This is a genomic window from Povalibacter uvarum (genome assembly GCF_014202975.1).
Taxonomy (GTDB): domain Bacteria; phylum Pseudomonadota; class Gammaproteobacteria; order Steroidobacterales; family Steroidobacteraceae; genus Steroidobacter; species Steroidobacter uvarum.
The window spans coordinates 54,859-77,636 of sequence record NZ_JACHHZ010000006.1 but is presented as its reverse complement, the minus strand read 5'-3'; the positions used below and the strand labels follow the sequence as shown (position 1 = coordinate 77,636).

16 protein-coding genes, 2 tRNA genes and 2 rRNA genes are annotated in these 22,778 nt (G+C 60.9%); 15 read left to right on the top strand and 5 right to left on the bottom strand.

Features of this window, described 5'->3' with window-relative positions; translation table 11 throughout:
- Positions 1-11 precede the first annotated feature (11 nt).
- Complete coding sequence (gene pdxH, locus HNQ60_RS22690; protein WP_184335069.1) at positions 12-677, bottom strand: pyridoxamine 5'-phosphate oxidase; 666 nt, start codon at positions 675-677, stop codon at positions 12-14.
- 147 nt (positions 678-824) lie between these two features.
- Here pdxH and HNQ60_RS22685 point away from each other — a divergent pair, with 147 nt between their 5' ends.
- The 5 genes from HNQ60_RS22685 (at position 825) to HNQ60_RS22665 (ending at position 6,826) form a co-directional block, all read left to right on the top strand.
- Positions 825-1,922, top strand: a complete 1,098-nt coding sequence (locus tag HNQ60_RS22685) for a prephenate dehydrogenase/arogenate dehydrogenase family protein (RefSeq protein WP_184335068.1) — start codon at positions 825-827, stop codon at positions 1,920-1,922.
- Between the two features lie 7 nt (positions 1,923-1,929).
- Positions 1,930-3,018 carry a GGDEF domain-containing protein gene (locus HNQ60_RS22680; RefSeq protein ID WP_184335067.1) on the top strand — a complete coding sequence of 363 codons (1,089 nt, stop codon included), beginning with the start codon at positions 1,930-1,932 and terminating at the stop codon, positions 3,016-3,018.
- A gap of 86 nt (positions 3,019-3,104) precedes the next feature.
- On the top strand, positions 3,105-4,118 hold the full coding sequence (locus HNQ60_RS22675) for an extracellular solute-binding protein (protein WP_184335066.1): 1,014 nt from the start codon (positions 3,105-3,107) through the stop codon (positions 4,116-4,118).
- Between the two features lie 16 nt (positions 4,119-4,134).
- On the top strand, positions 4,135-5,796 hold the full coding sequence (locus tag HNQ60_RS22670) for an ABC transporter permease (RefSeq protein WP_184335065.1): 1,662 nt from the start codon (positions 4,135-4,137) through the stop codon (positions 5,794-5,796).
- A complete protein-coding gene (locus HNQ60_RS22665) occupies positions 5,786-6,826 on the top strand; it encodes an ABC transporter ATP-binding protein (RefSeq protein WP_184335064.1) in 1,041 nt (346 codons plus the stop codon). The genes HNQ60_RS22670 and HNQ60_RS22665 overlap by 11 nt, the downstream gene beginning before the upstream one ends.
- 23 nt (positions 6,827-6,849) lie before the next feature.
- Here HNQ60_RS22665 and HNQ60_RS22660 read toward each other — a convergent pair whose 3' ends face one another.
- Complete coding sequence (locus HNQ60_RS22660; RefSeq protein WP_221304401.1) at positions 6,850-7,827, bottom strand: FecCD family ABC transporter permease; 978 nt, start codon at positions 7,825-7,827, stop codon at positions 6,850-6,852.
- Between the two features lie 91 nt (positions 7,828-7,918).
- Here HNQ60_RS22660 and HNQ60_RS22655 point away from each other — a divergent pair, with 91 nt between their 5' ends.
- On the top strand, positions 7,919-8,509 hold the full coding sequence (locus HNQ60_RS22655; RefSeq protein WP_184335062.1) for an RNA pyrophosphohydrolase: 591 nt from the start codon (positions 7,919-7,921) through the stop codon (positions 8,507-8,509).
- Positions 8,510-8,528: 19 nt separating this feature from the next.
- Here HNQ60_RS22655 and hemJ read toward each other — a convergent pair whose 3' ends face one another.
- Positions 8,529-8,945 carry a protoporphyrinogen oxidase HemJ gene (gene hemJ / locus HNQ60_RS22650; protein WP_184335061.1) on the bottom strand — a complete coding sequence of 139 codons (417 nt, stop codon included), beginning with the start codon at positions 8,943-8,945 and terminating at the stop codon, positions 8,529-8,531.
- 140 nt (positions 8,946-9,085) lie between these two features.
- Here hemJ and HNQ60_RS22645 point away from each other — a divergent pair, with 140 nt between their 5' ends.
- The 4 genes from HNQ60_RS22645 (at position 9,086) to ppx (ending at position 12,389) form a co-directional block, all read left to right on the top strand.
- Entirely contained in the window at positions 9,086-9,826 is a 741-nt protein-coding gene (locus HNQ60_RS22645; protein ID WP_184335060.1) for a DUF6776 family protein, read from the top strand.
- Between the two features lie 90 nt (positions 9,827-9,916).
- Positions 9,917-10,348 carry a bactofilin family protein gene (locus HNQ60_RS22640; RefSeq protein ID WP_184335059.1) on the top strand — a complete coding sequence of 144 codons (432 nt, stop codon included), beginning with the start codon at positions 9,917-9,919 and terminating at the stop codon, positions 10,346-10,348.
- Positions 10,349-10,424: 76 nt separating this feature from the next.
- Positions 10,425-10,787 (top strand): iron-sulfur cluster insertion protein ErpA, encoded by a 363-nt coding sequence (gene erpA, locus HNQ60_RS22635; RefSeq protein WP_184335058.1) that lies wholly within the window; start codon positions 10,425-10,427, stop codon positions 10,785-10,787.
- 105 nt (positions 10,788-10,892) lie between these two features.
- Positions 10,893-12,389, top strand: a complete 1,497-nt coding sequence (ppx, locus tag HNQ60_RS22630) for an exopolyphosphatase (protein ID WP_184335057.1) — start codon at positions 10,893-10,895, stop codon at positions 12,387-12,389.
- A 5-nt stretch (positions 12,390-12,394) separates the two neighbouring features.
- Here the strand turns inward: ppx and ppk1 are convergent, their stop codons facing one another.
- Positions 12,395-14,470: a polyphosphate kinase 1 gene (gene ppk1 / locus HNQ60_RS22625; protein WP_184335056.1), complete on the bottom strand. Its 2,076-nt coding sequence runs from the start codon at positions 14,468-14,470 to the stop codon at positions 12,395-12,397.
- An 89-nt stretch (positions 14,471-14,559) separates the two neighbouring features.
- A complete protein-coding gene (locus tag HNQ60_RS22620) occupies positions 14,560-15,918 on the bottom strand; it encodes a peptidoglycan DD-metalloendopeptidase family protein (protein ID WP_184335055.1) in 1,359 nt (452 codons plus the stop codon).
- Positions 15,919-16,095: 177 nt separating this feature from the next.
- On the opposite strand from HNQ60_RS22620, the gene tyrS reads away from it, so the two are divergent.
- From tyrS to HNQ60_RS22595, 5 genes are all read left to right on the top strand, one after another.
- Complete coding sequence (tyrS, locus tag HNQ60_RS22615; RefSeq protein WP_184335054.1) at positions 16,096-17,301, top strand: tyrosine--tRNA ligase; 1,206 nt, start codon at positions 16,096-16,098, stop codon at positions 17,299-17,301.
- Between the two features lie 444 nt (positions 17,302-17,745).
- A 16S ribosomal RNA gene (locus HNQ60_RS22610) occupies positions 17,746-19,283 on the top strand.
- Positions 19,284-19,385: 102 nt separating this feature from the next.
- Positions 19,386-19,462, top strand: a tRNA-Ile gene (locus HNQ60_RS22605).
- A 20-nt stretch (positions 19,463-19,482) separates the two neighbouring features.
- A tRNA-Ala gene (locus tag HNQ60_RS22600) sits at positions 19,483-19,558 on the top strand.
- A 223-nt stretch (positions 19,559-19,781) separates the two neighbouring features.
- A 23S ribosomal RNA gene (locus tag HNQ60_RS22595) occupies positions 19,782-22,687 on the top strand.
- Together the 16S and 23S rRNA genes with 2 tRNA genes alongside form the textbook arrangement of a ribosomal RNA operon.
- Positions 22,688-22,778 lie beyond the last annotated feature (91 nt).

Sequence of the window (22,778 nt, the reverse complement as noted above, 5' to 3'; positions counted from 1 at the left end):
GGCGGGTCGCGTCACGGATTCAACCGCGTCGATTTCCAGTCCCCGGCGGAGAACGTGTATTCGCCGCTGCGGCTGATCGAACGGTTCCAGACGGCCCGGTCGTGAACGCGTCCGGGCGCCTCCACCCACAGTTCGATCGATTCGATCCAGAGCCGGAAGCCGCCCCAGTGAGGCGGCCTCGGGACCTGGCCGTCCTGCGCGTTCGGGGCGACTCCAAAGCGACGGGCTGCCGCCTCGACCTTCGTCGCCAGCTCGGCCCGTGAGCCCAACGGCTGGCTTTGATCGCTTGCCCAGGCGCCGACCCGGCTCAGCACTGCCCGGCTCGCAAAATACGCATCGCTTTCCTCCGCGGGCGAGCGCACCACGGTCCCCTCGATACGGACCTGCCGCTGAAGCACGTCCCAATGCATCACCGCCGCGGCTCGAGAGTGCTCGGTGAGCTCCCGACCCTTGCGCGACTGGTAATTGGTGAAGAACACGATATAGCCAGCCTGGTCTTCCACTCGCTTGCACAGCACAACCCGCGCTGACGGCGCCAGGTTCGGACCGACGGTGGCGAGCACCATGGCGTCCGGGTTCGGCTGAGTGGCGCGGGCGCGCGCATCGCTGAACCACTGCGCAAACAGCGGCAGGGGGCTGGCAGGCAGGGGTTCCGGAAGAAAGTCGTTCTGAGCCATTGGACTCGTGCCGTCATCGGGGAAAAGCCGTTCGTCGACCGATTATGCCAGTTGCAACCGTCGCTGCAGATCGACGCTTGCCGGGGCTTGAGGCTCTAGGTAAAACAACGGCGCGATTTTGCATACGACGACAGCTTGGCTTTCTCCATGACACTCGAAGATCTGCGCGAGCGGTTGAGCGCGCTGGACACACAGCTGCTGACGCTGGTCGCTGAACGCCAGAGGCTGAGTCGTGAAGTCGCCGAAGCAAAACGCTCAACCGGACGCGGCACCCGTGACTATCAGCGCGAACGCGATGTGCTCATGCGTGCACGCTCCACGGCGCAGTCTCTCGAGCTCTCGCCGGATCTCGCCGAGTCGGTGATGCGGCTGCTCATTCGCGGATCGCTGACCACGCAGGAGCGCTTGCGTGTAGCAGCCGGCGGTCAGGGGAGCGGTCGCTCCGCGCTGGTCATCGGCGGCGCCGGCAAGATGGGCCGGTGGTTCGTGGAATTCCTGGCATCTCAGGGTTACCAGGTTTGCGGAGCCGATCCCGCCGGGCGTATCGAGGGCGTGTCGTGGGTTGCGGATTGGCGCGAGACAGCGCTCGAGCACGACCTCATCGTGGTCGCGACGCCGCTGCAGATCGCGAACCGTGTTCTCGCCGAGCTGGCTGCCCGCAAGCCGCGAGGCATCGTGTTCGACATCGGTTCGCTCAAGTCGCCGCTCCGGACAGGTATCAAGGCGATGCAGGACGCGGGCCTGCGGATCACGTCGATCCATCCGATGTTCGGACCGGACACCGAACTGCTCTCAGGGCGGCATGTGATCTTTGTCGATGCCGGCAGCAAGGAAGCGATCGACGCCGCGCGCGGGCTCTTCGCGTCAACGATGGCGGAGCAGGTCGTCATGACGCTCGATGAACACGATCGGCTCATCGCGTACGTTCTCGGCCTCTCGCATGCGTTGAACATTGCTTTCTTCACGGCCCTCGCGAACAGCGGCGAGGCCGCGCCACGTCTCGCACAGCTCTCCAGCACCACGTACGACGCTCAAGTCGATGTCGCGACGCGCGTCGCGGGCGAGAGTCCCGATCTGTATTTCGAGATCCAGAGCCTGAACGACTACGGCCGCGAATCGCTGACCGCGCTGCGTTCAGCCGTGGATCGGCTCTGGCAGGCGGTGTCCGGAAACGATGCCGCGGATTTCGCGGCAATGATGCGCCAGGGACGCGAATACCTGGCGGGCCGGGTCAGGGAGGGATGACGTCGTCATGTCGCGCGATCTCGAGAACGAAACGCGAGAGTTGCGGGCCCGGATCGCCGCGCTGGTGGAAGAGGCCGCGAACAACGAGCGCCTGCTGAAGCGCAGTCAGCAGCGGGAGCTCGACCTGCTGAAGGCCGACAATCTCCGCGAGCTGTTCGAGGCGATCTCGAAAGGGCTGCTCGCATCCTACGGTCTCGAAGCGGTGACGCTCCTGCTGTGCGATCCCCAGCACGAGATCCGCCACCTGCTCATCGCGGACCATGTGAGCACCGATGATTTTCCAAACGTGATCTTCACGGACAGCATGGTCGGCGTGGCTCCGCAGTTCAACGCGTTCCACAAGCCCTGGCTCGGTCCGTACATGGGTTGCGATCATCAACTCCTGTTTCCGCGCGCTGAGTCGTTGCGCAGCGTTGCCCTGATTCCTCTTCGTCGCAACGAGCGTCTGCAGGGAAGCCTCAACTTCGGAAGCAGCGACGAGAAGCGGTTCTCGCGCCATCTCGCAACGGACTTTCTGGCACACCTCGGCGTGATAGCGTCCTTCGCGATTGAGAACGCAGTGAACCGTGCGCGCCTCGTGCGCAGCGGTCTCACGGACTTCCTGACGGGCTGGCACAACCGACGGTATCTGCATGCACGCCTGAAAGAAGAACTCGCGCGCGCGCAGCGTCAGGGCTCCGGGCTGACGTGCCTCCTGATCGATCTGGACAAGTTCAAGCAGATCAACGACCAGCACGGGCACCTTGCCGGCGACATGGCGCTGCGCGAGGCCGCTCAGCGCGTAGACGCCCACATCCGGGACAGCGATGCGGCGGCCCGCTTCGGCGGCGACGAATTCGTGGTGCTCGCGCCCGGCATCAGCCCCGAGCAGGCTGGTGCGCTGGCGGAGCGCATCCGTGCCGCTGTCTGCGAGTCGCCGCTCGAAATCCCGGGCGGCAAGAGCCTGAATCTGACGGTATCGATCGGGGTGGCCGGCATCGTGCTCGACCGGAATCATTCTGATCTCAAGGCGGCCGCCGAGGAATTGCTCGCCGAAGCCGACGCCGCGCTCTATCGGGCCAAGCAGAACGGCCGGAATCGGGTCGAGCTTGCCTGAGGCCTGCGAAACTTGGCCTGAGAACTTGGTCGGGGCCGTGCTACTATTTTAATGCGATTCATTCGCATTTGAGGTAGTACGATTCCATGAAACGGCTTCGATTCGCCGGCCTGCACTGGCTGCTCCTGGGTTCGCTCGCTCTCCTGGTTTCGTGCGCGCCGCCGCCGTCGGAACTGATCGTCTATTCGGCCCGCAACGAGACGCTGATTCAGCCGATCATCGACAAGTACACCGCGGAGACAGGTCAGAAGGTTCAGCTCATCACCGATGACGCCGGGCCGCTCATTCAGCGCCTGAATGCCGAAGGCAAGAATTCACCGGCCGATCTGCTGATCACCGTGGATGCAGGTGTGCTCTGGCACGCCGCACAGCTCGGCGTGCTGCGATCAATCGAATCCCCCGTTCTCGATGCCAACATTCCGGAGCATCTGCGCGATCCGCGGAAACGCTGGTTCGGCCTCACGGTTCGCGCGCGCACCATCGTCTACTCCACCGAAAGGGTGAAGCCCGAAGAGCTCGACACCTATGAATCGCTGACGAACGAGAAGTGGCGCGGCCGGCTGTGCCTGCGCACATCGAAGTCGGTCTACAACCAATCGCTGGTCGCGATGCTGATCGCGCAGCACGGTGAAGAGAAGACCGAGCAGATCGTGCGCGGCTGGGTCGCCAACCTCGCCACGCCCGCATTCGCCAACGATACGTTGCTGATGCAGGCCATCGCCGCGGGTCAGTGTGACGTCGGCATCGTCAACACCTACTACTTCGGTCGGTTGCAGCGCGACCAGCCGGATCTGCCGTTGAAGCTGTTCTGGCCCGATCAGAACGGGCAGGGCACGCACGTGAACATCTCCGGCGCGGGTGTGACTGCCCATGCGCCGCGTGCCGAGCAGGCCCAGAAGTTCCTCGAGTGGCTTTCGCAGCCGCAAGCACAAGCATTGTTCGCCAGCCTCGATCTCGAATACCCCGCATCGCCGAGTGCCAAGGCGGTGGACCAGGTCGCCGGCTGGGGCGAATTCAAACAGAGTCCGTTGAATGTCGCGCAGGCTGGCGAGCTGCAGCCCGCCGCGGTCCGGCTGATGGATCGTGCCGGGTATCTGTGATCTCTGACGGCCCGCCATGAGCGCCATCGGTCGGGCCGATCTTCCCGTGCGGTCCGCGGGCACGCAGTCCCAATGGCAGGGGACGCTGCTCGCTGCCACCCTGTGCCTGCCCGCGTTGCTGCCGCTCCTCGTAATTGCAACGGCGTTGATCTCGCCGGAAACGAGTGTGTGGAGTCATCTGGCCCAGCACGTGTTGCCGGACGTCGTTGCCAACACGGTGAAGCTCGTGATCGGCGTGGCGCTGATCGCAGGCACGCTCGGCACATCGCTCGCGTGGTTCACGACGATGTATGACTTCCCGGGCAGACGGTGGCTCGAATGGGCACTGCTGCTGCCACTCGCAATTCCCGCTTACGTGCTGGCTTTCGTGGCGATCGGATTTCTCGACTACGCAGGCCCTTTGCAGACCGCACTGCGTTCCGTCTTCGGGTCTTCCGCCTGGTTTCCTCCGATTCGATCGACGGGTGGCGCGATCCTCGTACTGTCGCTCGCGTTGTATCCCTACGTTTATCTGCTCGCGCGAAGCGCATTCCTGACCCAGGGGCGTCGGGTGCTCGAGGTTGCGCAGACGCTTGGGCACACGCGCAGGGCGGCGATCTGGCGCGTCTCGCTGCCGATGGCGAAGCCGTGGATCGCGGGCGGCGTCGCACTCGTCTGCATGGAAACGCTCGCCGACTTCGGTGCGGTTTCGATCTTCAACTACAACACGTTCACCACGGCGATCTACCGCGCCTGGTTCGGAATGTTCTCCGTTCATGCAGCGCTGGAACTGTCGGCGGTGCTGCTCATATTCGTCTTCGTCGCGCTGTATCTGGAGCGTCGCTCACGATCGGGGCTTCGCTTCGCCAACAGTCGTGACATGACGCGCGAGCCCCCTCGATTCGCGCTATCGGGTCCGGCCCGTTGGCTCACCGCGGGATACGCGCTGGTCGTATTCCTGCTCGCGTTCTTCCTGCCGCTGCTGCAGCTGATCTGGTGGACCATCCAGCGTGCCGCGCAGGATCTGGATGCCCGCTACTGGGAGTTCGCGATGCACAGCATCGTGCTCGCGGCGAGTGCATCGCTGGTCATCGTCGCAGCGAGCCTGACTCTTGCGTACTTGCTGCGGCGACCTCATACCCGATTCGTGAAAGCCGCAGTCCGCACGGCGACGCTGGGATACGCCGTCCCCGGCACCGTGCTTGCGGTGGGCATCCTGTTTCCTCTGGTCATCGTCAACAACACGCTGCAGGACGCGATGAGAGTCGTGTGGGGCAGCAGTGCGCCGGTCATTCTGCTCCAGAGCACGCTGCTGGCGGTGCTGCTTGCTTACATGGCGCGCTTCCTCGCGGTCGGCTTCAATCCTGTCGAGAGCGGCCTCGAGCGCGTGACGCACTCCATCGACGAGGCGGCGGTCGGCATGGGCGTGAGCGGTGCGCGGCTGGTCCGGAAGGTTCACGTCCCGCTGCTGAAGACGAGTCTCACGACCGCGGCGATCCTGGTATTCGTCGATGTGATGAAAGAGATGCCCATCACCCTCATCACCCGACCGTTCGGATGGGATACTTTGGCGGTGCGCGTGTTCAACATGACATCGATCGGCGAATGGGAGCGAGCTGCATTGCCCGCGCTCGCAATCGTCCTCGTCGGCCTGGTACCGGCCGCAATGCTGGTTCGTGGGAACCGTCATGTGGCTTGAGCTCCAGGATGTCGCCCGCTCGTTCGGTTCGCATCGTGCGGTCGATGGGCTGTCGCTGCAGCTCGCACGCGGTTCGATCGGCTGCCTGCTCGGTCCGAGCGGATGCGGCAAGACAACGGCTCTGCGATGCATCGCGGGTTTCGAGCCGGTGGATCGTGGATCGATCCGTGCGCATGATCGCTTGCTCGCGCAGCCGGGGCTCGCTCTGTCCCCCTCCGAGCGACAGATCGGTATGGTGTTCCAGGACTACGCGCTGTTCCCGCACGTCACTGCGCTCGAAAACGTCGCCTTCGGGCTGCATCGGCTGCCTGGCCCGTCACGGAAGCGGCGGGCCGAAGAGATGCTGGCAACCGTAGGGCTCGGCGACTCCGGTGCGAAGTATCCGCATCAGCTCTCTGGTGGGCAGCAACAGCGCGTGGCACTTGCGCGAGCGCTGGCACCGGAGCCCGAACTCGTGCTCCTCGATGAGCCGTTCTCGAGCCTCGATATCGAGTTGCGCGAACGGTTGAGCGCTGAAGTCCGCGCGGTGCTGAAGTCGCTCAACACGACAGCATTGCTGGTTACGCACGATCAGCAGGAGGCGTTCGCCGTGGCCGACGTCGTCGGCGTGATGAACCAGGGTCGGCTCGAACAATGGGATGCGCCTTACGAGCTCTACCACCGCCCGGCGAGCCGGTTCGTCGCCGACTTCATCGGCCAGGGCGTCTTCATTGCCGGTGAGATCGTCGGCGGGAACTCGGTTCAGACCGAAGTCGGTGTGATGCATGCGAACGGCAGTGGTACTTGGGAACGTGGTACGGCCGTCGATCTGCTGCTGCGGCCGGACGATGTTATTCACGATGACGAGAGCACGTTCAAGGCCGAGGTCTGTCAGCGCGCGTTCCGCGGCGCCGAGTTCCTGTACACGCTCAAGCTGCCGAGCGGTGCACGACTCCTGTCACTCGTGCCGAGCCATCACAATCACGCGGTCGGCGAGAAGATCGGGATCCGTATCGAGCCGGACCATGTGGTGGCGTTCGAGAAGAAGTGATGACGTGCTGACGCCGACGGAGGTCAAGGCACTGTCTTTCCCCGGCGCATCAGGATCAGAAACAAAGGCACGCCCGCGATTGCCGTGAGCGCTCCGACCGGGAGCTGGCGCGGCGCGAACAGAGTCCGTGCACACAGGTCCGCAATCATCACGAGCGTACCGCCGAGCAGCGCTGCGGCGGGAAGCACGAGGCGATGGTCTGCTCCCAGCATCAACCGCACGAGATGCGGTGTCACGAGTCCGACGAAGCCGATGGTCCCTGCGCTGGTCACTGTCGCCGCAGTGAGAATCGAGCTGGCGATGAAAATCGCGATCCTCATCGCGCGCACCGGCGCGCCCAGCATCTGAGCTTGCAACTCGCCACGGGACAGGACATTGAGATGTCTCGCCAGCGGAAACAGAACGACGACTGCGATCGCGAACAGAACGAGCAGGGGCCAGGGATTGGAGCTCGTCGAAAGATCGCCCATCAGCCAGAACAGCATGCCCCTGAGCTCGGTGTCGTTCCCCATCGCCAGCAACACGCTCACGACAGCGCCGGCGCCGGCGGCCATCACGATGCCGGTCAGGAGCAGCCTTGTGGGTGTCCAGCCGCCTTCGCCTCGCGCCAATGCGAAGACGATCAGAGTGGTCGCCAGCGCCCCTAGCGTCGCGGAGACATCGACCAGCAGGCCCGTCAGGCCGACCAGCATCGCTGACAGTGCGGCGACGGCTGCGCCGCCGGAGATGCCCATGACGAACGGATCAGCGAGCGGATTTCGCAGCAGGACCTGCATCAGGACGCCGGCAATGGCGAGCAGACCGCCCGCCGCGAACGCCGTCAGGGTGCGCGGCAGGCGCAGCTCCAGCACGACGGCCCGGGCCAGCGAATCCTCGCCCATCAATCCGTGCCAGAGCTGCCCGGGGCTCAGGCCGACACTGCCGTTCGCGAGCGACAGTGCAAACGCGCCAAGCGCCGCGATCAGGAGGAGGCAGTAGGTCGTTGTAATTCGGGTCGGCACAGCGCAGCGGAGATTACGGGCCCGCGATCGTGACATTCAAGGACGTCGGGTGGTTCACCGCGAGTGCTTGTGGAACAATCCGGCAGGCACCATGACCGACTTCATCGACGCCGAAGGTTTCCGCGCCAATGTCGGGATCGTCCTGATCCGCGACGACCGCCAGGTATTTCTCGGGGGCCGCACGGGCGGCCGCGGCTGGCAGTTCCCGCAGGGCGGCGTTCTGCGCAACGAATCGCCGGAGCAGGCGCTGTTCCGGGAGCTGAAGGAAGAAATCGGGCTGGAGAAGTCCGACGTCGAGCTCGTAGCGACGACGCGCAACTGGCTGCGCTATCGGTTGCCGCGCCAGTATGTGCGTCGGAACAGCCAGCCCCAGTGCATCGGGCAGAAGCAGCGCTGGTTTCTCCTCAGGCTCGTCGGCTCCGAAGACCGGTTGCATTTCGATTCGACCGACACGCCCGAGTTCGACCGCTGGCGATGGGTCGACTACTGGACCCCGGTCCGCGAAGTGATCTATTTCAAGCGCGCTGTGTACGTGCGCGCTCTCGACGAGCTCGCGAGCCGCGCCTGGCCGGGCGATCCGCCGTCGCTCCCGGAATGGTCGTCGCAGGAGAAGAATCTGCGCAATCTCGCGCTCCGGCGCGCATCGAAGGATGGCGTCCCCGCAGCGACCGATCAGGGCTGAGTTCCAGGTCGCAGCCGCTTCAGAACGGCTTCAATACCGCCAGCAGCACGATCGAGATCAGCAGCAGGGCGGGCACCTCGTTGAAGATGCGATACCAGCGGGAAGAGTGACGATTCGCGTTGGCTGCCAGCGCCTTCATCAGCTGATAGCACCACAGGTGATAGCCGATGAGCAGCGCCACCAGCGTCAGCTTGGCGTGGATCCAGCCGAGCTTCAGCATCACGGGCGCTACGATCAGCATCGATATGCCGAACGTTGCGGCCAGCGTTGCGCCGATCGTCATGATGGCGAAGAGGCGTCGCTCCATCACCTTGAAGCGTTCGATCGAGGGCGCGTCCGTCGCTTCGGCATGATAGATGAAGAGCCGCGGCAGATAGAACAATCCGGCGAACCAGGTCACGACGAAAATGATGTGGAATGCCTTGAGCCAGAGCATGAACGTCCCATGAGTGGAATGCGGGGCCGAACGCGGCGTTGTCGTCGGTTGGTGACGGGTTCGCGGATCGCGACAAGGCCTGTGCTTTAATGGCGCAGGTTACCGTTACTTGTCCGGCCATGCATGGGGGATTGAGGTGAATGGCTGATACCGGGGGGCTGCGAACCGGGCGTTTCGTGATCCGCACGCGGCCGCTGTGGCAGCGGCGGCTGTGGCTGTTCGGCGGCATCTTCGGCGTGCTGCTGCTGGTCTACGCTGCGTATGAAACGGGCCGCTTTCAGGGCGGCTACAGCAAGTTCGCCGAGATTCAGCGACGGCGCGAGCTGAATGCCCAGATCGATTCGCTGGGCGAGGCCAACGAAAAACTGAAAGCCGAGCTCGCCAAGGCCGAGCTTGCGAAGAACGTCGATCGCGAGGCCTATGCCGAAGTCGAGAAGAGCCTCTCCGACCTTCAATCCCAGGTGCTGAAACATCGCGAAGAGCTCACTTTCTATCGCGGCATCGTGGCGCCTGAAGACGGTGTCGGAGGGCTGAGGATCCAGCGGCTGCAGGTCTTTCCGGGCGGTGCGGAGCACCATTACCGGTTGCAGCTGGTGCTGGTCCAGTCGATGAGGCAGGACGCCGCCGCCTCGGGCGCCGTGACCATCCACATCGAAGGCGTCCGCAACAACGCGCCGGTCCAGTTGCCCCTGTCGCAAATCGGCGGCGATACCCGCGCCGACGGGCAGGTCGATTTCAAGTTCCGGTACTTCCAGGAGCTGCAGCAGGACATCGTTTTGCCTCCAGACTTTGAACCACGTGCAGTCACGGTGGAGGTCCGTTCGGGCAGACTCGCCCCTGTTCGGGAGTCCTACCCGTGGGAAATTCAGGCGGAAAGCTAGGGAAGGGCTGATTTACCGCCCTGTCTGAAGCCCTCACGATCCGCTCCCGGCCAAGTACGGCCCCGGTTGCAGCCTCTCCAGGATCCACGCATGTTCAGAAGCAAACCCAAGCCCCAGCGCATCGACACGCTGATCGGCGCCGGCACCCGCATCATCGGGGACGTCCAGTTCGGCGGCGGCTTCCACGTCGACGGGCACATCAAGGGCAATGTGGACGCCAAGTCCGAATCCGGGGCGACGCTGAGCGTCAGCGACAGCGGCGTCATCGAGGGCGCGGTTGCCGTCCCGAACGTGATCCTCAACGGCACGGTCAACGGTGACATCCTGGCGCACGAGCGCGTCGAACTCGGTGCGACCGCGAAGGTGACGGGAAACGTCTACTACAACCTGATCGAGATGGAGATGGGTGCTGAAATCAACGGCAAGCTCATCCATGAAGCGCGTAAGGGCGGGGCGGGGAAAGCCTCAGCCGCAGCGCAGGCCCCTGTGGCCGAACCGGTAGCGGATGAGGCGACTTCCTGATTCTCCTGTCTTCGACGCTTGCGTTCGGTGGGTGATGTAGACTTGATCCGGTCGTTATTGCCCCAATACGCGCTGCATGGCCACTGAAGCACATACCCTCGAGACTCCCGCCTCCTCGCTGCTCTTCACCGACGCAGCTGCGGCAAAGGTCGGCGAGCTGATTCGCGAGGAAGCGAATCCGAACCTGAAGCTGCGAGTCTTCGTCCAGGGCGGCGGCTGCTCGGGCTTCCAGTACGGCTTCACTTTCGATGAGAACGTCGAAGAAGGTGACACGCAGGTCGAGAACCAGGGTGTCACGCTGCTCGTCGATCCGATGAGCATCCAGTATCTCGCCGGTGCGCAGATCGATTACCGCGAAGACATCGAAGGCGCGCAGTTCGTCATTCGCAATCCCAACGCAACCACGACCTGTGGTTGTGGCTCGTCTTTCTCCGCCTGACCCGAAGCCCGTGGCCTTCCCGCGCTAGCCAAGGCAGCGGCTCCGAAGGTATTTTGCCGCTCTGGCTAGCCGCTAGTTGCTAGCAGCTAGCGGAGCTTCCTGTTCATGGCCCGATCCAAAGTCCCTGACGTCATCGCCGCGGTCGATCTGGGCTCCAACAGCTTCCATATGGTCGTGGCCCGTCACTCCCACGGCCAGATCATCATTCTCGATCGCCTGCGTGAAATGGTCCGGCTCGCTGCGGGGCTGGACGAAACCGGGCGTCTCGATCGCAGCGCCATCGAGACAGCGCTCGCCTGCCTCGAGCGCTTCGGCCAGCGCCTGCGGGACATGAAGGCCGAGAGCGTACGCGTCGTGGGAACGAACACACTGCGTCGGGCAAAGCGCAAAGGTGCATTCCTCGATCGGGCCCGCAACGCGCTCGGGCATCCCATCGAAATCATCTCCGGTATCGAAGAGGCGCGTCTCATCTACCTGGGCGTTGCGCACACGATGCCAAGTGAGCCGGGCCGGCGTCTCGTCGCGGACATCGGCGGCGGCAGCACCGAGATCATCATCGGCGAGGGCGTGCAGACCCGGAAGCTCGAAAGCCTCTACATGGGCTGCGTCAGCACCAGCAGCCGCTTCTTCGACGGCGGTGAAGTCAGCGAAAAGCGCATGAAGCGCGCCCGTCTCGCAGCACGGCTGGAATTGCAGCCGGTTCGCTCGACGTTTCGGGACTACGGGTTCGACAGCGCCGTGGGATCGTCGGGCACGATCCGTTCAGTGAGCGACGTGCTGCGCGCCCGAGGAGGCGACGGCGTCATCACGCCTGCAGCGGTCGAATCCCTGATCGACCACACGATCCGCGCGGGCAACGTAGACCGCATCCGGCTGCCTGGATTGTCAGAGGAACGCGTTCCGGTCTTCGCCGGCGGCCTGGCCATCCTCGCCGAGATTCTGCATGTGCTCGACATCAAGCAGATGAAGGTTGCCGACGGTGCGCTGCGCGAAGGGCTCCTGTACGACCTCATCGGTCGATTGACCGACGAAGATGCGCGAACCCGCAGCGTACGTGCGATGCAGGGCCGGTATCACGTCGATGTGGCGCAGGCGGATCGTGTCGAGGCGACGACACAGGATTTTCTCGCGCAGACGCAGAAGGAATGGGGGCTGGAAGATCCGTTCGCCGCGCTGGTTCTCTCGTGGTCGGCGAAGCTGCACGAGATCGGCCTGGATGTTTCGCACTCCCACTATCACAAGCATGGCGCGTATTTGCTCGAGCATGCGGATATGCCTGGTTTTCCGCAGGAAGAGCAGAGAATTCTCGCCCGCATCGTCGGCGCCCATCGACGCAAGATTCATCTCGAGGACCTCGAGGATCTGACGCCGCCCTGGCACCTGAAGGTCGAGTTCCTGATCGTGATCCTGCGGCTTGCGGTGCTCCTTCATCGCGGCCGCAGCAGTGCGGCGCTGCCGAAGATCGGCGTGCATGCCAAGGGAAGATCGCTGGATCTCACGTTTCCGAGCGGCTGGATCGAAGATTATCCGCTGACGATGGCCGACCTGGAGAACGAGGCCGAGTACCTGAAATCGACGGGTTTCAGGCTGAAACTTCTGTAGAGAAGCTACTCAGTCGACTGGCTGTATCGGCGCAGCAGCGTCGTCTGGGCGCTGATCGCCGCCTTGTCGCCCGGCGTCCGCCGTTCGTACTCGCCGGCGGCCCGAAGCTCCCAGGCCTGCGTATTGTCGGCCAGATACGTCTCCAGATCCTCGAGAATCTGCTCGCGGTGTTTGTGTCCCACGGGGAAGCACACTTCGATGCGCCGGAAGAAATTCCGGTCCATCCAGTCCGCGCTCGCGCAGAAGAGCTCGGGTTCGCCGCCGTTCTGAAAGTAATAGACGCGCGAGTGCTCGAGGAACCGTCCGATGACCGACCGGACCGTGATGTTCTCCGAAACCCCTGTAATCCCAGGGCGAAGCGCGCATATGCCGCGCACGATCAGATCCACTTTCACGCCGGCCATCGACGCCTGGTACAGCGTCTGGATGATCTGAGGCTCGATCAGCGCGTTGAGCTTCGCGATGATGCGAGCCGGCTTGCCCTGGCGCGCAAACTCCATCTCGCGCCGCGCTTTTTCAAGCAGTCCCTCGTGCAGCGTGAAGGGCGACTGCAGGACCTTCTGCATCGTGGCGACGCGTGTCGGGCTCGTGAGCTGAAGGAACAGCTCGTGCAGGTCTTCACCCATGGCCTCGTCGCAAGTGAACAGGCCGTAATCCGTGTAGAAGCGGGCTGTGCTCGGGTGGTAGTTGCCTGTGCCCAGGTGGCAGTAGCGACGAAGTTTCCCGTGCTCGCGCCGCACAACCATGATCAATTTCGCGTGTGTCTTGTAGCCGACCACGCCGTACATGACGTGAGCACCCGCTTCCTGCAACCGTGTCGCGAGCGCAATGTTGGCGGCTTCGTCGAAGCGGGCCATGAGCTCGATGATGACCGTGACTTCCTTGCCATGACGAGCCGCTTCGACCAGTGCGTCGACGATCGGTGACTGCGGCCCCGTCCGATACAGCGTCTGCTTGATCGCGAGTACTTGCGGATCGGTGCTCGCCTGGCGCAGAAGATCGATGACGGGAACGAACGACTCGAAGGGATGGTGCAGCAGCAGATCGCTGTCGCGCATCACCGCGAAAATGTCTTCCTTCGCGACGACCCGCCGTGGAATCGCGGGTGTGACGGGTGCGTACTTGAGATCGGGACGATCGAGCAGGTCATACAGCGACATCAGCCGGTTCAGGTTGACCGGTCCGTTCACCTGGTAGAGATCGTCCTTGGTCAGCGCGAAGTGCTTCAACAGGAACGTCGTGATGTCCTCAGGGCAGTCCATCGAGGTTTCGAGACGAACCGCCGCGCCGTATCTGCGCTGGGCGAGCTCACCTTCGATCGCGCGCAGCAGGTTGTCGACTTCTTCGTCGTCGACGAAGAGATCGCTGTTTCTTGTCACCCGAAATTGCCACGCACCCACCACGGTCATGCCGCTGAAGAGTTGCGCGATGAAGGTCGAGATGACTGCGGACAGAAACACGAAGTGCGTGGTGCCCGGCGCCTCGTCGGTCTGCGGAAGCTTGATGATTCGCGGCAGCGAACGCGGAACCTGCACAACAGCGAGCTCGGCGTCGCGTCCGAATGCGTCCTTGCCCGAGAGCCGCACGATGAAGTTCTGGCTCTTGTTCTGAATCCGCGGAAAGGGGCGGGCCGGATCGAGTCCCAGCGGCGTGAGCACCGGCTCGACTTCCTTCGCGAACTGATCTGCCAGCCACGCGTGCTGACGCGCGGTCAGCGTCTTAGCGTTGACGAATTGAATCCCGTGGGCGGCGAGTGCGGGAAAGACGAGCTGATTGAGGAGATCGTATTGATCCTTCACCAGCGCCATCGCCCGTTCGTGAATCGCCGTGAGCTGCTCGGGGACGCTCATGCCGTCCGGTCCGCCGCTCAGCGACCCGAGTTCCATGCGCTGCTTCAGGCCGGCAACACGGATTTCGAAGAACTCATCGAGATTCGAGCAGGAGATGCCCAGAAAGCGGATGCGCTCCAGCAATGGCAGCGACTCGTCATGTGCTTGAGCAAGCACGCGCCAGTTGAAGTCGAGGAAGGAGAGTTCCCGATTGATGTAGTACTCGGGAGCCTTGAGATTCACATCGAGCATGGGCATCGCCGGAGAAGGAGGGGCGATCCCGAGGATACTACGGGGGCTCAGCCGCTGTGTTACAGCGGCAAGTCAGGCCATTCCCACGATCACCGCTGTGCGGCGGGCACCGCCGCGACGGCCGCGTCGCGCGCCCGATCCAGGTCGGCAAGCAGAGGGCCGGCGCTGGTCTGGAATTCGGCCAGATACTGGTTCGGAATTGGCTGCGCATCCGGCAGCGCGACCGTGCGAGGATTCTTGTGAGCGCCGTTTACCCGGTATTCGTAGTGCAGATGCGGACCGGTCGCGGCGCCGCTGCTGCCAACGAAGCCGATGGTTTCGCCCTGGCCGACGCGAAGCCCATCGCGCATGCCCTTTGCGAATCGCGACATGTGCCCGTAGAGCGTCGAGATGCCGCCTCCGTGTTCGAGAATGATCACGCGGCCATAACCACCTTTCGTGCCAGCAAAGCTGACGCGTCCCTCGCCGGCGGCTTTGATCACGGTTCCTGTCGGTGCCGCGTAGTCCACGCCTTTGTGCGCGCGGATCGTGTTCAGGATCGGGTGGCGACGGGATGGATTGAAATTCGAGCTGATGCGCGTGAAATCGAGCGGTGCGCGCAGAAACTGACGGCGCATGCTGCGACCGTCCGGACCGAAGTATCCGGCGATCTGACCGTCGGTCGACTTGAAGTAAACCGCCCGATGCAGCTTGCCTTCATTCATGAAGTCGGCGGCGAGGATGTGACCGTCGCCGATGTATTCGCCATCGCGATACTTCTGTTCGTAGACGATGTCGAACGTGTCGCCGGGCTGGATTTCCAGGGCAAAATCGATCTTCCAGCCGAAGATGTCGTTCGCGAGTCGCATGATCAGTTCGGCGCTCACGCCTGCCGATCTCGCCGCTACGAACAGCGACGACTCGATCGTGCCGTGCGTTCGCACCGTGCGGGTCTCGATCGGTGTCGCGATGACTTCGGCAGCAAACCCTGCATCACCGCGCTTGACCGTCAGGATCTCTGTTTCGCTGATGCGGCGCGTTAGCGCGTACACCATGCCTTCATCGTGGATGAGCTCGATCGTGTCGCCAGGGCGAAGCCGGTCGAGCTGTGCGCGGATGCCCGGCACGTCGCGAATGTTCGCGAGATCGTTCAGATCGAGTTTCAGGTGCCGGAAGATGCGATCGAGCGTGTCGTTGCGACGGACCACGAACTCCAGCGTGTCGCCCAGCGGTTGAGGCAGGGGTGGCGCAGCAACTATATCGGGCTCGAGCGCGGGCAGCGCAGCGGGGGCGATCGCCTGAATCGCGGGCAGTGAGTCGACCGGCTGATTTCTCGCAATGAAGTACGCGATGAGACCGCCGACCAGCGGCAGCATCAGCCCCGAAGCGAACCAGCGGGCATGGTTGGCGGAAGAGGACTGCGCGGACCTTGGCTTGTAGTCGAAGGCGATCCTCGAATCCGGCTGCACTTTCGAACCCCCGCAGACAAATCAGCGACTTAACAGTTGCGCGAAAAATAGAAGATCAAGCCGCGCATCGTCAACCATGGATTTGATGCGCGGTCGACCGCGCAGGCGTCCGCAATTGCATGCAATGCATCGAACTCATAGAGTCCTCGCGACCCTTTTTCCTCACCTGAGAAACGAATGCTGTCCCCGGATGAACAATTCGCCGAGCTGAAGCGCGGCACCTCGGAGATCCTGCTGGAATCGGAGCTGCTGACGAAGCTGCGCCGAGGCAAGCCGCTGCGAATCAAGGCTGGATTCGATCCGACCGCGCCGGATCTGCATCTCGGGCACACGGTGCTCATCAACAAAATGCGCCGCTTTCAGGATTTCGGCCACGACGTCATTTTCTTGATCGGCGATTTCACGGGGCTGATCGGCGATCCGTCGGGGCGCAACGCGACCCGGCCGCCGCTGACTCCGGCGGACATCGAGGCAAACGCCGCGACCTACAAGCAGCAGATCTTCAAGATCCTGGATCCCGCGAAAACCCGCATCGAATTCAACTCCCGATGGATGACCGAAATGGGTTCGGCGGGCCTGATCCAGCTGGCCGCGAAACACACCGTGGCGCGAATGCTCGAGCGCGACGATTTCAGCAAGCGCTACAAGAACGGACAGCCGATCGCGGTCCACGAATTTCTCTACCCGCTCGTGCAGGGCTACGACTCGGTGGCGCTGAAGTCGGATGTCGAGCTCGGCGGCACCGACCAGAAATTCAATCTCCTCGTCGGTCGCCAGCTGCAGGAAGCGTATGGGCAGGAGCCGCAGGTCGTCCTGACGATGCCTCTGCTCGAAGGTCTCGATGGCGTGAACAAGATGTCCAAGTCGCTGGGCAACTATATCGGTGTGACCGAAACCCCCGACAGCATGTTCGGCAAGCTCATGTCGATTTCGGACGAGCTGATGTGGCGCTACTTCGATCTGCTGTCTTTCAGGCCGAATGCGGAGCTCGCGAAGTTCAGGCAGGACGTCGCGGAGGGGCGCAATCCGATGGAGCTGAAGATCGAGTTGGCACTGGAAATTACGGCACGATTCCATGATTCAGCCGCAGCCAGCCAGGCGCTCGACAACTTTCGCGCGCGCAGCCAGCGACGCGAAGTGCCGGAGAACGTGCCGAAGCGAACGGTGACGATCGAGAACGACTCGATCGGTGTGGCTGCTCTGCTCAAGCAGTGCGGTCTCGTGGAAAGCACCTCTGCAGCGTTTCGCCTTATGCAGCAAGGCGGGGTTCGTCTGAACGATGAAAAAATCACGGACACGAAAGCGTCGGTGAAGGCGGGTGGCACTTATCTTTTTCAAGTCGGCAAACGTGTGTTCGAGGAGATCACGCTCCGCCGCGGATGAAAAAAATCGCGCGACGATGTGTTGAATGACGTCGCTTTCGTCTCCACTTCGTCGTTCTCGTCGCGCTTGATTTTGCGAATTCCCCGAAAAAATTCGCCCTCTGACGTAGGGCGAAAAGAAGTTGCAAAAAGGGTGTTGACTCCCGGGTCGCCGTCAGTAAGATGCGCCGCCTCGCGAGACACGAGCGTCACAAAACGCACGTGCCGAGCTCCAGAAAAGTGACCGCCTCGAAGTTTTGGGGTGTTGACGAACCTGGAAAGTCGGTTAAAATCCCGCTTCTGCCTAGGCCCCGCGCATAGGTCGCTCTTTAAAAATCGAAACAGGTAATTTGTGTGGGGACTCGCGTCGGTCGTCTGCTAACGCAACACGACGATGAGTTCCAAATAGCCAGTAGAGCTTTTTGGATTCTCTAGTCACTTCAATTAGGTCTAAGAAATTAGCCTTTAAGTGAAGAGTTTGATCCTGGCTCAGATTGAACGCTGGCGGCGTGCCTAACACATGCAAGTCGAGCGGTAACAGGTGTAGCAATACATGCTGACGAGCGGCGGACGGGTGAGTAACGCTTGGGAATCTGCCTATTAGTGGGGGACAACCCGGGGAAACTCGGGCTAATACCGCATACGCACCATGGTGGAAAGCCGGGGACCGCAAGGCCTGGCGCTAATAGATGAGCCCAAGTCGGATTAGCTAGTTGGTAGGGTAATGGCCTACCAAGGCTACGATCCGTAACTGGTCTGAGAGGACGACCAGTCACACCGGAACTGAGACACGGTCCGGACTCCTACGGGAGGCAGCAGTGGGGAATATTGGACAATGGGGGAAACCCTGATCCAGCGACGCCGCGTGGGTGAAGAAGGCCTGCGGGTTGTAAAGCCCTTTCAGTGGGGAAGAAAAGCCTCGAGTTAACACCTCGGGGTCTTGACGTAACCCATAGAAGAAGCACCGGCTAACTCTGTGCCAGCAGCCGCGGTAATACAGAGGGTGCGAGCGTTAATCGGAATTACTGGGCGTAAAGCGCGCGTAGGCGGCTTTGCAAGTCGGGTGTGAAATCCCCAGGCTTAACCTGGGAACTGCATTCGAGACTGCATTGCTAGAGTATGGGAGAGGGAAGTGGAATTTCCGGTGTAGCGGTGAAATGCGTAGATATCGGAAGGAACATCAGTGGCGAAAGCGACTTCCTGGACCAATACTGACGCTCATGTGCGAAAGCGTGGGGAGCAAACAGGATTAGATACCCTGGTAGTCCACGCCATAAACGATGACAACTGGATGTCGGGAGGGTCTGCCTCTCGGTGTCGTAGCTAACGCGTTAAGTTGTCCGCCTGGGGAGTACGGCCGCAAGGTTGAAACTCAAAGGAATTGACGGGGACCCGCACAAGCGGTGGAGCATGTGGTTTAATTCGATGCAACGCGAAGAACCTTACCTGGTCTTGACATCCTAGGAATCCTGCAGAGATGCGGGAGTGCCTTCGGGAACCTGGAGACAGGTGCTGCATGGCTGTCGTCAGCTCGTGTCGTGAGATGTTGGGTTAAGTCCCGCAACGAGCGCAACCCTTACCCTTAGTTGCCAGCATTAAGTTGGGAACTCTAAGGGGACCGCCGGTGACAAACCGGAGGAAGGTGGGGATGACGTCAAGTCATCATGGCCCTTATGACCAGGGCTACACACGTGCTACAATGGCCGGTACAAAGGGTTGCCAACCCGCGAGGGGGAGCCAATCCCAAAAAGCCGGTCGTAGTCCGGATCGCAGTCTGCAACTCGGCTGCGTGAAGTCGGAATCGCTAGTAATCGTGAATCAGCGATGTCACGGTGAATACGTTCCCGGGTCTTGTACACACCGCCCGTCACACCATGGGAGTTGATTGCACCAGAAGTAGGTAGCCTAACCGCAAGGAGGGCGCTTACCACGGTGTGGTCAATGACTGGGGTGAAGTCGTAACAAGGTAGCCGTACGGGAACGTGCGGCTGGATCACCTCCTTTAAAAGACTCGCGTTGGCTTACAGCCGGAGCGAGTTCCCACTCAAGTTACCTGTTTATCGGTTCCCGCGAGACTGGCCCGGCTAGTGCTACAAAGTCGAATCCGGGTCTGTAGCTCAGTTGGTCAGAGCGCACCCCTGATAAGGGTGAGGTCGGAGGTTCAAATCCTCCCAGACCCACCAGTCTTCACAAAGACGTATCAGGGGCCATAGCTCAGCTGGGAGAGCACCTGCTTTGCAAGCAGGGGGTCGTCGGTTCGATCCCGACTGGCTCCACCAACCTCGTCTTTAGCGGATGACGTGAAGCGACACATGCGTTGCGTGCAGTGCATGTGTGGCTTTGCGTCGCGAATGAAAATTCGCACGGTGTTCTTTAAAAATTCGGAAGTTGTTTTGACGCATCATCTCAAGCGAATTCAAATTCTTTGAATTTGAGTTTGTTTTGATCATGTCGCATTCGAGAGATCCAGCGCCTATAACCTCAGGCTCATTGGGGTTATATGGTCAAGCGAATAAGCGTATGTGGTGGATGCCTAGGCGATAGAAGGCGATGAAGGACGTGGTAGCCTGCGAAATGCTTCGGGGAGCTGGCAAACAAGCTTTGATCCGGAGATGTCCGAATGGGGAAACCCACTGCTTCGGCAGTACTTGCAACTGAATACATAGGTTGCAAGAGCGAACCCGGGGAATTGAAACATCTCAGTACCCGGAGGAAGAGAAATCAACCGAGATTCCGTCAGTAGTGGCGAGCGAAAGCGGAACAGCCCAGTTGGAACCAGTCGATAGAGCTTAGTGGAACGGTCTGGAAAGTCCGGCCATAGCGGGTGATAGCCCCGTACACGAAAGGCAAAGTCGATGACCAACGAAGAGTAGGGCGGGACACGTGTAATCCTGTCTGAACATGGGGGGACCATCCTCCAAGGCTAAATACTCTCTATCGACCGATAGTGAACCAGTACCGTGAGGGAAAGGCGAAAAGAACCCCGGAGAGGGGAGTGAAATAGAACCTGAAACCGCATACGTACAAGCAGTCGGAGCCCGAGCAATCGGGTGACGGCGTACCTTTTGTATAATGGGTCAGCGAGTTATTTTCAGTGGCGAGGCTAACCGAATAGGGGAGCCGTAGGGAAACCGAGTCCGAACAGGGCGAATCAGTCGCTGGGAATAGACCCGAAGCCGGTCGATCTATCCATGTCCAGGGTGAAGGTGGGGTAATACCCACTGGAGGCCCGAACGCACCACTGTTGCAATAGTGCGGCGATGAGGTGTGGATAGGAGTGAAAGGCTAATCAAGGCCGGCGATAGCTGGTTCTCCCCGAAAGCTATTTAGGTAGTGCCTCATCGAGCACTCCTGGGGGTAGAGCACTGTTTAGGCTAGCGGGTCATCCCGACTTAGCAAACCTATGCAAACTCCGAATACCAGGAAGTGAACCGGTGGGAGACACACGGCGGGTGCTAACGTCCGTCGTGAAGAGGGAAATAACCCAGACCGCCAGCTAAGGCCCCAAATTCATGGCTAAGTGGTGAACGATGTGGGAAGGCATAGACAGCCAGGAGGTTGGCTTAGAAGCAGCCATCCTTTAAAGAAAGCGTAATAGCTCACTGGTCTAGTCGGCCCGCGCGGAAGATTTAACGGGGCTCAAGCCATGAGCCGAAGCTGCGGATCTGCACGCAAGTGCAGGTGGTAGGGGAGCGTTCTGTACGCCTGTGAAGGTGCACTGCGAGGTGTGCTGGAGGTATCAGAAGTGCGAATGCTGACATGAGTAACGTTAATGCGGGTGAAAAACCCGCACGCCGAAAGCCCAAGGTTTCCTGCTCAACGTTAATCGGAGCAGGGTGAGCCGGTTCCTAAGACGAGACCGAAAGGTGTAGCCGATGGAAAACAGGTCAATATTCCTGTGCCCGGTGTGACTGCGATGGGGTGACGGAGAAGGCTAGTTCAGCAGGTATTGGTTGCCTGTTTAAGCATGTAGGGGGAGTTGCCAGGTAAATCCGGTGACTCATTCAACCCTGAGGTGTGATGACGAGGTCCCACGTGGACCGAAGTGAATAACGCCCGGCTCCCAGGAAAAGCCTCTAAGCTTCAGGTCACATTGGACCGTACCGAAAACCGACACTGGTGGGCGAGCAGATAATCTGCCAAGGCGCTTGAGAGAACTCGGGTTAAGGAACTCTGCAAATTGATACCGTAACTTCGGAAGAAGGTATGCCTTCGATGGTGAAAGGACTTGCTCCTCTAGCTATTGAAGGTCGCAGGTAATCGGTGGCTGCAACTGTTTATCAAAAACACAGGACTCTGCGAACACGCAAGTGGATGTATAGGGTCTGACGCCTGCCCGGTGCCGGAAGGTTAATTGATGGGGTCAGCCGCAAGGCGAAGCTCTTGATCGAAGCCCCGGTAAACGGCGGCCGTAACTATAACGGTCCTAAGGTAGCGAAATTCCTTGTCGGGTAAGTTCCGACCTGCACGAATGGCGTAATGATAGCCACACTGTCTCGACCCGAGACTCAGTGAAGTTGAAATCGCTGTGAAGATGCGGCGTTCCCGCGGCAAGACGGAAAGACCCCGTGAACCTTCACTACAGCTTTACACTGAACTTTGAACCTTTTTGTGTAGCATAGGTGGGAGGCTTTGAAGTCTGGGCGCTAGCTCAGATGGAGCCAACGTTGAAATACCACCCTGAAATGTTCGGAGTTCTAACCTTGCCCCGTAATCCGGGGTGGGGACAGTGTATGGTGGGTAGTTTGACTGGGGCGGTCTCCTCCCAAAGAGTAACGGAGGAGTGCAAAGGTACGCTCAGCGCGGTCGGTCATCGCGCTCTAGAGTGCAAAGGCATAAGCGTGCTTAACTGCGAGACGGACATGTCGAGCAGGTACGAAAGTAGGTCTTAGTGATCCGGTGGTTCTGTATGGAAGGGCCATCGCTCAACGGATAAAAGGTACTCCGGGGATAACAGGCTTATTCCTCCCAAGAGTCCACATCGACGGAGGAGTTTGGCACCTCGATGTCGGCTCATCACATCCTGGGGCTGTAGCAGGTCCCAAGGGTATGGCTGTTCGCCATTTAAAGTGGTACGCGAGCTGGGTTCAGAACGTCGTGAGACAGTTCGGTCCCTATCTGCCGTGGGCGTTGGAAACTTGAGGGTGAGCTGTCCTTAGTACGAGAGGACCGGGATGGACGTATCTCTGGTGTTCCGGTTGTCACGCCAGTGGCATTGCCGGGTAGCTATATACGGACGGGATAAGCGCTGAAAGCATCTAAGCGCGAAGCCCCCCCCAAGATTAGGTTTCCCTGGGAACTCGATTCCCCTAAAGGGCCGTCGAAGACTACGACGTTGATAGGCTGGGTGTGTACGTGCAGTAATGCATTGAGCTAACCAGTACTAATTGCCCGTGAGGCTTGACCATATAACACCCAATCAGCTTGGACAGTCGAAAGCGACTGTTGCAGGTATGGGTTGCTTGGATACTCATGAATGTGACTTGATCATGAGATGAC

Bases quoted from the DNA above. Each gene is read 5' to 3' on its own strand.
- HNQ60_RS22670 (WP_184335065.1), top strand. From the start codon at position 4,135: ATGAGCGCCATCGGTCGGGCCGATCTTCCCGTGCGGTCCGCGGGCACG.
- HNQ60_RS22640 (WP_184335059.1), top strand. From the start codon at position 9,917: ATGTTCAGAAGCAAACCCAAGCCCCAGCGCATCGACACGCTGATCGGC.
- HNQ60_RS22680 (WP_184335067.1), top strand. From the start codon at position 1,930: ATGTCGCGCGATCTCGAGAACGAAACGCGAGAGTTGCGGGCCCGGATC.
- tyrS (WP_184335054.1), top strand. From the start codon at position 16,096: ATGCTGTCCCCGGATGAACAATTCGCCGAGCTGAAGCGCGGCACCTCG.
- HNQ60_RS22645 (WP_184335060.1), top strand. From the start codon at position 9,086: ATGGCTGATACCGGGGGGCTGCGAACCGGGCGTTTCGTGATCCGCACG.
- HNQ60_RS22655 (WP_184335062.1), top strand. From the start codon at position 7,919: ATGACCGACTTCATCGACGCCGAAGGTTTCCGCGCCAATGTCGGGATC.
- pdxH (WP_184335069.1), bottom strand. From the start codon at position 677: ATGGCTCAGAACGACTTTCTTCCGGAACCCCTGCCTGCCAGCCCCCTG.
- ppk1 (WP_184335056.1), bottom strand. From the start codon at position 14,470: ATGCTCGATGTGAATCTCAAGGCTCCCGAGTACTACATCAATCGGGAA.
- HNQ60_RS22665 (WP_184335064.1), top strand. From the start codon at position 5,786: ATGTGGCTTGAGCTCCAGGATGTCGCCCGCTCGTTCGGTTCGCATCGT.
- HNQ60_RS22685 (WP_184335068.1), top strand. From the start codon at position 825: ATGACACTCGAAGATCTGCGCGAGCGGTTGAGCGCGCTGGACACACAG.
- HNQ60_RS22675 (WP_184335066.1), top strand. From the start codon at position 3,105: ATGAAACGGCTTCGATTCGCCGGCCTGCACTGGCTGCTCCTGGGTTCG.
- erpA (WP_184335058.1), top strand. From the start codon at position 10,425: ATGGCCACTGAAGCACATACCCTCGAGACTCCCGCCTCCTCGCTGCTC.
- ppx (WP_184335057.1), top strand. From the start codon at position 10,893: ATGGCCCGATCCAAAGTCCCTGACGTCATCGCCGCGGTCGATCTGGGC.
- hemJ (WP_184335061.1), bottom strand. From the start codon at position 8,945: ATGCTCTGGCTCAAGGCATTCCACATCATTTTCGTCGTGACCTGGTTC.